This is a genomic window from Bacteroidales bacterium, from assembly GCA_026418905.1.
In the GTDB taxonomy this organism is placed as follows: domain Bacteria; phylum Bacteroidota; class Bacteroidia; order Bacteroidales; family DTU049; genus JAOAAK01.
Map to the genome: position 1 here is coordinate 26,209 of JAOAAK010000040.1, position 12,060 is coordinate 38,268.

The 12,060-nt window shown below is 34.5% G+C and carries 11 protein-coding genes and 1 other RNA gene; 8 read left to right on the forward strand and 4 right to left on the reverse strand.

Translation table 11 applies throughout. The features are described from left to right. Positions 1 to 4: 4 nt before the first annotated feature. The 8 genes from ssrA to fabZ all read left to right on the forward strand — a co-directional run bounded on the left by ssrA (position 5) and on the right by fabZ (position 8,015). Positions 5 to 379: a transfer-messenger RNA gene (gene ssrA, locus N2Z72_07895) on the forward strand. Between the two features lie 15 nt (positions 380 to 394). Further along, entirely contained in the window at positions 395 to 772 is a 378-nt protein-coding gene (locus N2Z72_07900; GenBank protein ID MCX7697595.1) for a hypothetical protein, read from the forward strand. Between the two features lie 31 nt (positions 773 to 803). Then, positions 804 to 2,417, forward strand: a complete 1,614-nt coding sequence (locus tag N2Z72_07905) for a transglutaminase-like domain-containing protein (protein MCX7697596.1) — start codon at positions 804 to 806, stop codon at positions 2,415 to 2,417. A 34-nt stretch (positions 2,418 to 2,451) separates the two neighbouring features. Then, positions 2,452 to 3,549, forward strand: a complete 1,098-nt coding sequence (locus tag N2Z72_07910; protein ID MCX7697597.1) for a TlpA family protein disulfide reductase — start codon at positions 2,452 to 2,454, stop codon at positions 3,547 to 3,549. A gap of 98 nt (positions 3,550 to 3,647) precedes the next feature. Continuing rightward, on the forward strand, positions 3,648 to 5,567 hold the full coding sequence (locus N2Z72_07915) for a TonB-dependent receptor (protein ID MCX7697598.1): 1,920 nt from the start codon (positions 3,648 to 3,650) through the stop codon (positions 5,565 to 5,567). A gap of 20 nt (positions 5,568 to 5,587) precedes the next feature. After that, positions 5,588 to 6,598 carry a UDP-3-O-(3-hydroxymyristoyl)glucosamine N-acyltransferase gene (gene lpxD / locus N2Z72_07920; protein MCX7697599.1) on the forward strand — a complete coding sequence of 337 codons (1,011 nt, stop codon included), beginning with the start codon at positions 5,588 to 5,590 and terminating at the stop codon, positions 6,596 to 6,598. A 24-nt stretch (positions 6,599 to 6,622) separates the two neighbouring features. After that, positions 6,623 to 7,552 (forward strand): UDP-3-O-acyl-N-acetylglucosamine deacetylase, encoded by a 930-nt coding sequence (lpxC, locus tag N2Z72_07925; protein ID MCX7697600.1) that lies wholly within the window; start codon positions 6,623 to 6,625, stop codon positions 7,550 to 7,552. Next, positions 7,533 to 8,015: a 3-hydroxyacyl-ACP dehydratase FabZ gene (fabZ, locus tag N2Z72_07930; GenBank protein ID MCX7697601.1), complete on the forward strand. Its 483-nt coding sequence runs from the start codon at positions 7,533 to 7,535 to the stop codon at positions 8,013 to 8,015. Before lpxC ends, fabZ begins: the two co-directional genes overlap by 20 nt. On the opposite strand, the gene N2Z72_07935 is transcribed toward fabZ, so the two are convergent. From N2Z72_07935 to N2Z72_07950, 4 genes are read right to left on the reverse strand one after another with little or no spacing between them, the layout of a single operon-like run. Next, positions 8,012 to 9,367 (reverse strand): deoxyribodipyrimidine photo-lyase, encoded by a 1,356-nt coding sequence (locus tag N2Z72_07935; GenBank protein MCX7697602.1) that lies wholly within the window; start codon positions 9,365 to 9,367, stop codon positions 8,012 to 8,014. The two genes, fabZ and N2Z72_07935, sit on opposite strands and share 4 nt — an antisense overlap. Continuing rightward, a complete protein-coding gene (locus N2Z72_07940; GenBank protein ID MCX7697603.1) occupies positions 9,367 to 10,185 on the reverse strand; it encodes a hypothetical protein in 819 nt (272 codons plus the stop codon). Before N2Z72_07940 ends, N2Z72_07935 begins: the two co-directional genes overlap by 1 nt. A 13-nt stretch (positions 10,186 to 10,198) precedes the next feature. Further along, on the reverse strand, positions 10,199 to 10,654 hold the full coding sequence (locus N2Z72_07945) for a hypothetical protein (GenBank protein ID MCX7697604.1): 456 nt from the start codon (positions 10,652 to 10,654) through the stop codon (positions 10,199 to 10,201). Between the two features lie 30 nt (positions 10,655 to 10,684). Continuing rightward, on the reverse strand, positions 10,685 to 11,986 hold the full coding sequence (locus tag N2Z72_07950) for a hypothetical protein (GenBank protein MCX7697605.1): 1,302 nt from the start codon (positions 11,984 to 11,986) through the stop codon (positions 10,685 to 10,687). Positions 11,987 to 12,060: the final 74 nt, after the last annotated feature.

Here is a 12,060-nt window from a genome sequence, read left to right on the forward strand (position 1 = left end):
TCAAGGGGCTGTATTGGTTTTGACAGCAGTAAGCAGGTAAGGTAAGCATGCCGGAGGCTGCACGCACACTCCGTAAAAATGGCGTGCGAAGAAAAATAAATGGCAACGACTACAATGTTGCATTGGCAGCTTAAGCGATAGCTTAAGGGCCAATAGTCTCCCGGAGAGGGTCGCCTGCTCTCGCTCCGATCGAGGCTTCGAAAAAAGTGGGCTCATCATGGCTTTCTCCCTGGGGTCATGATTAGAATCTACAGGGATAAGGTAGTCATAGGAAAGCTCTTTGCCAGTGACTACCCGACAATCAAAGAAAGAGCTAAGCATGTAGAAAGCCTTATCGGCTTCTGTTTGGACGAGGGTTCGACTCCCTCCAGCTCCACAAATCAAAATTCCATTTATGAAAAATTCATTTATTTTTTCGATTGGTTTTGTGTTATTTACAACTGTTTTTTTGACTTCATGCACTGAAGAAGAGCTAGCCATAACCAATGACAATTGGGGAAAGTTAACCCTTTTTATCTATCCTAATAGTGGTCCTTCTGAAGAATGGTATTTCTCTACTGTAGGAAGCTCTGGCTTTGCTTCTCTTAAGGGTGTGGATGATTATCCTTTTGTCTACCAATACATTGATGCAGATGAATCTATTTTAACCTTCAACATCGGGACTTCTATTAAATACGAAATGACATGGACCGCCAATCTTAAAGGCAATTTCGTAAAATATGAAAACAATGTGAACAAAGGAAGCGGTACCTTTTCCATTGATAAAGATTGATTAAAGAATATTGACATTTTTAATTAGTTACATGAATTCTTTGAAGAAGAATTATTATTTTATTCCTTTAAATAAATACGACACAGTGCAAGAATTGCCAGATGGTAGCATCGTTGTACCTCCTCATGTTAAACAAAGATATCTTTTTGCCTGCGAAGATGATGGAAAAGTTTACATCCTTAATAACATGAATGGCTCTCTTTTTACTTATCTTTTTAATTCACAAGAGGTTCACTATATTTTTACTTTCGCACCAGAATTTTTAAAAAACCAAATTTATTTTACAAAACGTAACCATCTGTACTATTTTTTTGATATTAATAACATTTTTCGAATTTTCGACGATAAAGGGCAACTTTTTTCTGAACTTCCTTATGCAACGCCATGGCAAGCGTTTTGCTTCGATGAAAAAGGAAACTTTATTGTTCTTGAAAACTGGAATGTTAAAGTTTGGATAATGAATAAGGGTGAATTCCAATTATATAAAACCTTTTCCATTGATGGAATCGGGCATACATCATTATTGGCAAAAGATGGGAGTATATTTATTACTGATAGTGAAGAAAATATTCTTCGAGCATACTCATATGACGGTGTTCTAAAACTAGAAGCTATTACTCCACACATCGATCCTATCGGACAGGTCATTTTAGAAGACAAACATTATATCTTATATGGAGGTCTTTGGAATGAAGTCAGTTACGAAAATCGTTGTTGGCAAGAACAAAAACCTTTTTTTCATCGCATCTATATTCATGAAGAAACCGTTCAATCGTATAAACTTGTTTCAACCAACTCATTTTTGATAGATTTTTACTACGAAGAACACATTAAATATCCAGAAAACGTCGATCATTTTCCATGGGTAATTAGGATGAAACTACCTCAAGACGATCATCATCAAAAGATTCTCGATGTCAAACCTCTTGGTTTACCTTATCGGATAGTCAATGATCACTTTGCAGAATTTATTATAAATTCAAAAGAAGAACTACCACCAGCATTCGGATTTAAGGCTACCATCGAACTTAAAAGTGTAAAATTTATACCATGTGTGCCCGTCAAATTGTCGCAAGAAATAAAACTATCACTTCATGAAATTGAAGAATTGGATGCAGACTGCGAGTATTTTAATTTTTTCAAAGTAAATGAAGATGAGCATTTGGAAAAAGTAAATTTGATTAGAGAAAAAATCTTTAAAAAAATTTCATACAAAATAAATCGCAACGCGTGTAATTTCAAAGAAGTATGGGAACAGGGGTATGGAACATGTGGTGATTATACATCGTTGTTATTAATAGGGCTGTATAAAAACAATATTTCAGCACAGTCTGCTACTGGATATAAAGTCCATCGATTTTATTTTGGACATCAAATAACGCAAAGTGTTTATTATAATCACACTTGGATTGAAACTTTTGATCAGAATAATTTTCATCTACCCATAGAAACCAGTTCTGATGATAAAGAGGTTAATCATCGTTTCTCAAAAGGTCAGTTTTTAGGATTGGACTGGACACATGTGAAATTATATTCTGGTAAAGTTTATCCAAATTTTATTTGGTTTCCTTCTCATCCAACCCTTCATCCTTTTGATGTTTTTGGTCATCCATTGGTATTCATTACCATACTTGATGAAGAATGAGAAAAATTATATTTTTGTACGTTAAAGCAATTTTATGAAACTTTATTACTTGCTAGTTATAATTTTTTCTTTTTATATTTTAACATATTCTCAAAAGCTCACAAGTGTTCAAGGGAAATTTGTAGATGGAACTACCGAAAAGACAATTTTTCTTGAAAATTTTTCCGACCCCAAAATTTTTTCACTTCAAAGTCCAATCACAAATAACTCATTTAGTTTTCAATTTAATCTTGACAAAGAAAACATCTTTAAACTTAAGCTTAACAATGGCAATTTTTTTGCTCTCATTATTAAACCTGGAGAAAAGGTACAAATAAACATTTATAAATCGGATCGAAATTTTTTCCCAGAAATTTACGGATCAGAGCAGAGCCAAAAAATTTATACCATCGAATCTCAATTAGCTCGGTACAAGTACCAACAAGATAGCATTAATATGATTTTTTCTCAAAACAATCCAACGCAAAATCCTGGAAAAGAACAACTGGTTCAACTCTATTATCAGATCGAATACGAGAAGAATAATTACCTTGCTAATGCCATTGGTCAGCAACCAGCTGATCTTGCCAATATTTTCTTTATCGAACGCCTTAATATTGATCAATATTTTCCTCTCTATAATCTTGTCGATTCCATGCTTTATCATAAATACAAATACATTCCTGCAGTAGAATTTTTTCATCAAAAAGTTGCTTCCAGTAAAAAGACCGCTATTGGAAGTAAAGCTCCAGACATCGAACTACCAACACCCGAAGGGAAAAAACTTAGCTTGTACTCTTTAACCGGGAAAATATTTATCATCGACTTCTGGGCATCATGGTGCGGGCCATGCCGTAAAGAAAATCCAAACATGGTAAAACTTTACGAAGAATTTAAAGATAAAGGACTAGTCATTTTCGGTGTTTCTTTGGACAGCGACAGTCTTTCATGGGTTAGAGCCATTCAAGTGGACAAGCTAAACTGGTATCATGTTAGCGATTTGAAAAAATGGAATAGCAGTGCTGCTAAACTCTATGGTGTTAACTCAATCCCATCAACTTTCATCCTAGATGAAAACAAAATTATAATTGCAAAAAACCTTCGTGGAGAACAACTCCGACAATTTATTGCTCAAAAATTAAAATCACAATAACTCGTTTTATTTGCATTCGTCTACCTTAACAAGTTTCAGTTAATGTTAATGAGGGTTCTAATCTTCTATATATTTTTTTACATAATTTTGTCTCAAAAATGAAATGCTCCTCTCTAATCGCTTTCGTAGTGATATTCTTTTCTGCTTTTGGACAAATTGATACCAATAAGTTATTAAAAGAAGTGATTGTCGACGCTGAAAGAGTCAAAGTTTCTCAATACACAGCTACACGATATATTCAGATCATTACAGCAGATGAAATCAAGAAAATACCTAGTCTTTCAGTAACTGACATACTTGATTATGCTAATAACGTAGATATTAGAGAAAGAGGAATTTGGGGTGTCCAAGCGGACATTCAAATTCGGACGGGAAATTTTGAGCAAACTCTCGTATTACTCAACGGAATACCTCTTAACGATCCACAGACTGGCCATCATACAGGACATATTCCTGTTGATCCACAAATCATTGAAAGAATAGAAATTCTTACTGGTGCAGGAACTCGTATTTTTGGAATGAATGCTTATTCTGGAGTTATTAACATCGTAACCAAAAAAGAAACCCAAGAAAAATTACTTTTACAGGTGCTAGGTGGAGACTTTAAAACTTTTCAGACAACTTTAACTTACTCTCCATATCAAAAAATCAAAGGTTTCCTTGCTAATTTTCATCATCGCCAGAGTAATGGATTCAAAGCAAATACGGATTACCGCATATCTCAAATATACTTTCAGTATCATCAAAAAATAAGTAATGCTGGGGAGATTACTGGTTTTCTGATGAATGGTAACAAAAACTTTGGAGCATATAATTTTTACACTCCAAAATTCCCTCACCAATTCGAGAACAACTGGCTTACGATGGCGGGTTTGACATACAAGAAACGTTTTCTTCACAGTGCATTGGTAAGTCAAGCTTATATACGCCGACATCAAGATAGATTTGAACTTTTTCGTCATGACCTACCAGAACACATGATTCCTTCGTGGTATGTTACCCATAATTACCATCTTACGTATTCTTCCGGTCTTCAGAATTCCTATATTTATGTAAGATCTTTTGGAAAATTTTTTACCGGTCTTGATCTAAAGTACGAAACCATTTACAGTAATAAGTTGGGAACCATATCAGTTGATTCTATCCCAACCATTTTTGATAATGGTTTCTATACTCGAAAAGGTGAACGCTGGTATATCTCTGTACCTTTTGATTTATTTGTTCAAATCAATAAACTTTCATTTTCAGCAGGAACCATAGTGACATACTATACTAACCAAGAAAAAGTATTCATTTTGCCTGGCTTCGATGTAAGTTATCAAATTGGGGAAAAACATCAATTTTTTGTATCCGCTAATATTAACGCACGGGTACCAAGTTTTACTGAAATGTACTACACGGATCCTGCACACACAGGAAATCCTGATTTATTACCAGAAAAAGGATATCAATTAGAATCAGGTTGGCATTGGTTTAGCAATCCGATTAAATTGCACTTAAATGCGTACTACCGAAACTGTTCTAACGCTATTGATTGGGTTCGCTCATCGGTTCAAGAAAAATGGCAAACTCAAAACATTACTAATATGCAAACTTATGGTCTGGAAGCAGATTTGATTTGGCTTGCAAATTTTAAATGGATTAAAAAAATCCAACTTTTTTATGCTTACAACGAATTGCTTCACTTTAAATCAGAATTTTTTTCAAAATATGCACTGGACTTTCTAAAACATAAAACAAAAATTTCGATCGAACTCGATAATCAAAAAAAATGGAATGGCTCATTTTCCTTCATTTATCAGTATAGACAAAGCACATATCAAGATTATCCATCCGGAGAGTTAAAAAAATTCAAACCCGTATATCTTTTAAATGCAAAAGTTTCGTACAACTTAAGAAAAAACATTCTTTTGTTTACCTCAATTTATAATCTATTGAATCAACATTCATTCGATTTTGGTCTTATTCCCCTACCCCCACGGTGGGCTATGCTAGGAATTAATGTAAGTATCCGATAAAATTATTATTTTCGCAAAAAATGTTAACAGTTGCAGAAATTGCCAAGATCATACAAGGTGAAATTTTTGGAGACGAAAACGTAGAAATAAAATCCATAGCCAAAATTGAAGAAGCAAAGCCAGGTGATATAACATTTCTAGGAAATAAACATTATGAAAAATATCTTTACACAACTCGTGCTTCAGCTATTATAGTCCCTAAAAGTTTTAAGCCAGATAAAGAGATAGAAAATGTTTTAATTTTTGTTGATAACCCTTATCTTGCTTTTACTCAACTGCTCATATATCTACAACCTGCTAGTCAAGTTACGCCATACATATCACCAACTGCATTTATCCACGATAAAGCACATGTAGATCCCAGTTCTTATGTGGGGCATTTTACCATCATTGAGGAGGGAGCAAGGGTTGGTAAACATTGCATGATTTATCCTCAAGTGTATATTGGTAAGAACGTCACGATTGGTGACCATGTTATATTGTATCCGGGCGTAAAGATATATAGTGAATGTCAGATTGGTAACAATTGCATTATACATGCTGGTGCCGTGATTGGTGCTGATGGATTTGGTTTTTTACCTAACGAAAATGGAGAATACATAAAGATTCCTCAATTAGGCAATGTCATCATTGAAGACGATGTTGAAATCGGAGCAAATACGACTATCGATAGATCAACTCTTGGTTCAACCAAAATAGGCAAAGGAACAAAACTCGATAACCTTATTCAGATTGGTCACAATGTGGAAATTGGTCAACACAATGTAATGGCAGCACAAGTTGGTATTGCTGGATCTACCAAAATTGGTAGCCATAATCAAATTGGGGGCCAAGTGGGAATAGCTGGTCACCTCAAAATAGGAAACAAATGTCAGATTGGTGCTCAAAGCGGAGTTATTAGAAATATAGAAGATGGCGAAATTGTAGTCGGAGCTCCCGCTATGCCTGCTAAAAAATTTTTCAAACTTCATGTGTTGTATTTGAAACTTGAAGAAATTTTTAAAAAGATTGAAGAGCTCGAAAAAAAATAAATTTTTACTTTTGCAAAAAAATAGGTGAATCAACATACTTTAAGAAATTCTTTCTCAGTAGAAGGAAAGGGAATCCACACGGGGAAAAAAGCTTCGTTAACTGTTAATCCCGCACCTGAAAATACAGGTATTCTTTTTCAAAGAATGGATTTACCGTATCAACCTTTTCTTAAAGCAAATGTAAAATACGTAAAGGATACCAGCCGAGGAACCACCATCGGTAACGAAAATTTTGTAATTAGAACAGTAGAACATCTCCTTGCAGCACTAAAAGGTTGCCGAGTAGATAACGCTATTATTCAGATCGACAATGAGGAAGTTCCAATCCTCGATGGAAGTTCAAGGCAATATGTCGAACTGATTCAAAAAGTGGGTCTATTGGAACAGCAATTCCCAAAGACCATTTATCATCTTAAAGAACCCATAGAATTTCATTTAGAAGAACAAAATGTTCATTACCTTTTAAAGCCATCTCAAAATTTTAGCATAGAAACCACTATTTCTTACAATCATGGTAAGTTTTTATCTCAACAAATCACGATGCATTCCCTGGAAGATTTTTGTAAAACGTTTTATAATGCTAGAACATTTGCTTTTCTTTCCGAGATCAGACCCTTACTAGAAAAAAACCTAATTCGGGGAGGAGATCTTCAAAGTGCTATTGTTTTTGTGGACAAAAAGCTGAGTGAAGATGATCTGAATTTTTTAAGACAAGTATTTCGTCAATACGATATCAATGTTTTATCCAATGGTGTACTTAACAATGTTAAACTTCTTTACGAAGACGAGCCTGTCAGACATAAAACTCTTGATATACTTGGTGATTTAGCACTTGTTGGTGTGGATTTTTGGGCAAGCATAAAAGCCATTCGTCCCAGTCATAAGCACAACGTTTATTTAGCAGGTTTAATCCAAAAACAAATTGAGAATTATTATGGAATTGAAATTGCCTGAATTTGATTTGTTTGCTAAGCCATTGTATACGGTGGAAGATATTCAAAAGTTTTTACCTCATCGACCTCCATTTCTCTTTGTTGACAAAATTCTTCAGATGAACGAAGAAGAAATTATCGGGGTCAAGAATGTTACGATGAATGAATATTATTTCCAAGGTCATTTTCCAGGTGAACCTATCATGCCTGGTGTCGTTCAAATAGAAGCCATGGCTCAGGTAGGTGGGGTATTTATTCTTAGTCGTTATCCTGACCCCCAAAATTATACTCCATTTTTTATAAAAATTTTTGAAGTAAAATTCCGTCATAAAGTTGTTCCTGGAGATACATTGATTTTTTACTTAAAATTAGCTTCACCCGTGCGAAGAGGTATTATTCACATGTATGGTAATTCATTCGTTGCTGGAAAATTGGTGACAGAAGCAGAAATGATGGCTCAGATTGTGCGAAAACCCAATACTTAGAGTAAATTTATTTTGCGAACATAACTGTTCATGTCAAATTTTCTAGCTAAAGACTTTTCGCTCATGTATCTAATTTTCCCAAAAATGGCCCTTTCAGGCCACGGTTTATCAAATGCCCCAAAACACCACGCTATTGATGCATAGCCATTAGGGTCTCTTCCGTCAAGCTCATATTTATCATTTAAATAACAACAAATATCAAATGCTATTTGGGGGGAAGTTGTCCATTCAATTATCTTTTTTGCCCAATACATACGCATGTAATTATGCATTTTACCGGTTTTTAAAAGTTCCAATTGAGCAGCATTCCAGAAATTATCATGGGTTTTGGCATGTTCTAGTTCATCTAAGCTATAATTATAAGGTCTCTTATCGTTCATATGTAAAAGTAAAGTATCTTTTGACCAATTAGGTAAACCATTAAAATCATGATAATTTGAATTATACCAAACATAATTTCTTGCCAATTCACGCCAAATGACAACTTCGTTGAAAAAACTTTTCCAGTTGGGATCATCTTCACCTGCCAAGTCTCGAAGTTGTTGTAAAATATCGAGTGGAGAAATGTTTCCAAAATGCAAATACGGACTTAAGTTAGATTGCATTTCAAGAGATGGATCAGACCTTTTATCGTGATAATGATGGAAAGAAGACTCTTTAAAAATTTTTAATAATTTTTGGGCTACAGTTTCACCACCTACGAAGAATTGCTCTACGGTACTAATGGTTTTGTCAATTTTTAGCTCACGAAGATAATCTGCCGGCGTATCTAAATCCCACGAAGGAATATCAACAGAAGTTTTAATTGCTAAATCATAATAATCAAAGGCAATTCTATATAATGGTGGAAGTTTAGCTACCTTTTGTCTATACAAATAAGCGTATGGAACTTTTTTGTTTGCCACCAATTCGATAGGATACACAACATCACTTTCAATCTCAACTACTGGTTGTTCGGCCATGCTTGCTATTTGTTTTCGCCAGTTTCGCTGTGCCTTTAGATAATTTCTATCTAAAACAACCATGCAAGCATGAGGAAGCAGTTTCGAGACAACGTCGGTATACTTTCCACGTATAATATAAAAAGAGATTCCTCTTTGTCGTAATTTGTTTCTTACATCCAGTAACGACTCAATCAAAAAACGGTAATATCGTTGATTGCTGAAAGGATATACATCGGTTAGTGAAAAAGCAACAACCAATGGTTTAGAGAGTAAATTAGCTTCTTTGATTGCATATTCCAATGCAAAATTAAAGGAGGCCCTAATTGAGGCCTCCATCATGTATAAAACATATTTTCCTTCTTTTGACGGTAGTCCTTTTTTTAAAAGATGAACTCTCCCTTCAAACATTAGGGAATTACATAATTGTAATTGTTTCCATTAATCGTTATTACGACTGTTCCATCACATGTGCCGTTTCCATAATCCACGTCAATGGTATAGTCAGCAGTAATCAATCTTAATACACCTGATTTTATCCATCTGCAATTTGCGGCAACTTTAAGAGGCGATGTGATATATACATCAAAATTTTCTCCATGAATATTTGTTCCATGTCCTTCTCCTCTAATGAGAAAAACATCGTCCCATCTATTAAATACAGTTGGCTCACCTTCGATCCATTCATGATTACGCTGTGAAGTCCAATGAATTGTCCCATCAGAAGAAGTTACAGTTCCAGTAACACTTACATCAAAATTCATATTACCACTTGAATTCCTGCCCTTATTAATAATAACTTTTTGACCTGTTACTAACCAATCATTAACATAGTACTGATCTGGTGTGATAGTGATAACAGTTCCACTATCTCTCAGCCATCCAGTTGTAACAATGTTGATTTTACCTCTTCGATAAACTCCATCGTTGCACAAACAGTTGATTGTTCCAAAATCAATGATAATGGTTTTTGGGAAAGTAGTTAAGTCAAAAGGGGTAATGGTAATTGTAGCACATGTTGCCATTGTTTCATGACAGGATTTTTTACCAGAAGCTGAGTCTTGTGCTTTGATAACAGCATCCGAACTCTGTTTGAAAACATCACCAAAAAGATTTTCAGCCACAGCAAAGTCTTGAGTAGAACGTAGTTGTTCTTCGTTTTTGTCATCCTTTTTACATGCAGCTACCAAAATCATAGCTGCAAAAATTAAAATTAAATACTTTTTCATAACTATATTTTTTTTAACCAACGGGTCCACCAATTCGGTAAATGAACTTTTTCTTTCCACCTGAAAAATATCTAACAAGCATTAAATTCACTTCAAAAGTTATACCATTTTTAGTCTTTACGTAAAATACCACGGGTGCCATTGCATAGTCTAGATTCGAAGCAGTAAATTTCCCGACCCTTTTAAAAGTACATTTACTTATTTCATCAAATTTAACACAAGTTCCGCCCTGATTTTTATCACAAAAAAGCTTATTCAAAAAAGCAAGAGTATCATTATTTAGCAATCCGATGAGCTGAACCTGTTTGAAGGAAGCATCTAATAATGACATCGTTTTTTTTATGTTTTTTTCTGTTACTTGCATGGCAAATTTTTTAGCAATTTTTTTCCCATCGCGGGGAACTTTTTGCTGACCGTAAATTATGCCATATGTAACAAAAAGCAATAACGAAATAAAATGTTTAGCCATTTTTTTTCAAATTTAATTTTTTCGAAAAAACTATAAGTACTTTTCCAAATATTTATATGGTGGTGTTAATTCACCTGCATGAACAATTAGAGCTTTCTTCAGAGAAGGTATTAGATCGAGTTCATGAAAAGATTTTGAAAAATTACAAGAAACAACATAAGGAATAAATGGTTTTAGCATATGCGAAAAAGCTACGCTAGCATCGTATGGAAGTTCACTAGGTAAAATATCTACTGCCATAATAGGTATGCCATGAGGGTGTATCCCCATTTCGTATTCACCGGATAAGGGATCATATGTAAGCACAGGATTTTCAATCGGTGTTCCCATCGGTGTTGCTTCAACCCCACCATGTGGATCACAAGATATATCGCCTATGGCAATTAATTTTCTTTGATTGCTTTCAAAAAGATGTTTAAGTTCCGACTTTGATACTACGCGAGGATATCTATTATCCCAATAAGAACCGTGAATTAAAACAGTGAGTTTTTCTAAATATTGATAAAATTTGCTTTCATACTCTTCAGGATATTGATAGTAATGAGTTAAATCAAACTGATCAGATGGGGTTTTCCGACGAACCATATCTTCTTCCTTAAAAACAACGAAATAAATAAGTCTACCACCTGATTCATCCTTAAAAGATGGATCGAGCAAAGTTTCTGGCAAAATTTCCTGACAAGGCAAAAGATGTAAAAGTTCCTGAACACCTTGCGAGACATTTCCATACCCTGTAATACCTATTACAAAGGGTTGTAACTCTCTTGGTAAGCCTTTTTTAACTAACTCAAATGCAATGTGAGATAGAGCTTTTCTAGCCAAAGCTAAACTGGGATAATGATGTGTTTGCTTAATTTCAGTTAAAGGAGTTTCGATTCCTTTTAATTGTAAGACTTGACCTACTGTCCAAAGAGTATTTATAAAACCAGCATAACCGGCATACTTTCCAAAAAATATTAACCTCTTTCCAAGATCATCAGTAATTTTTTCGTAGTCAATAAGGTTAGATTTGGATTCAAGAATTTTTCTTAGCATAGGCATGTTGTGTGGTTGCCCTTTTATGACATGAGAAAAAAACATATATGTCTTATCATGTAATATGTTTTCAACAGGTATTTCTTTGATACCTATAATTATTTCCGCATCAGACAAATCGGTGGTTACGTTCGCTCCTACTCTTGCGTATTCTTCGTCAGAAAAAATTCTTTTTTTTGAAGATTCCACAAGAAAACGATATCCTTCCTGAATTAGGTGACTTACGTGGATGGGCACCAAAGGTGCTCGACGTTCTGCAGGGTATCTGTTTTCTTCACGAATAGCTAATGTTTTCATACTTAGTTGTTTAATATTTTCAAACTTGGAAATTCATTATGCTATAGTACAAAAAAAGCTGCAAAAGCAGCTTC

Excerpts from the sequence above, each read along its gene's own strand:
- lpxD (MCX7697599.1), top strand. The coding sequence starts at position 5,588 with ATGTTAACAGTTGCAGAAATTGCCAAGATCATACAAGGTGAAATTTTT.
- N2Z72_07935 (MCX7697602.1), bottom strand. The coding sequence starts at position 9,367 with ATGTTTGAAGGGAGAGTTCATCTTTTAAAAAAAGGACTACCGTCAAAA.
- N2Z72_07915 (MCX7697598.1), top strand. The coding sequence starts at position 3,648 with ATGAAATGCTCCTCTCTAATCGCTTTCGTAGTGATATTCTTTTCTGCT.
- N2Z72_07940 (MCX7697603.1), bottom strand. The coding sequence starts at position 10,185 with ATGAAAAAGTATTTAATTTTAATTTTTGCAGCTATGATTTTGGTAGCT.
- N2Z72_07905 (MCX7697596.1), top strand. The coding sequence starts at position 804 with ATGAATTCTTTGAAGAAGAATTATTATTTTATTCCTTTAAATAAATAC.
- N2Z72_07910 (MCX7697597.1), top strand. The coding sequence starts at position 2,452 with ATGAAACTTTATTACTTGCTAGTTATAATTTTTTCTTTTTATATTTTA.
- fabZ (MCX7697601.1), top strand. The coding sequence starts at position 7,533 with ATGGAATTGAAATTGCCTGAATTTGATTTGTTTGCTAAGCCATTGTAT.
- N2Z72_07900 (MCX7697595.1), top strand. The coding sequence starts at position 395 with ATGAAAAATTCATTTATTTTTTCGATTGGTTTTGTGTTATTTACAACT.
- N2Z72_07950 (MCX7697605.1), bottom strand. The coding sequence starts at position 11,986 with ATGAAAACATTAGCTATTCGTGAAGAAAACAGATACCCTGCAGAACGT.
- N2Z72_07945 (MCX7697604.1), bottom strand. The coding sequence starts at position 10,654 with ATGGCTAAACATTTTATTTCGTTATTGCTTTTTGTTACATATGGCATA.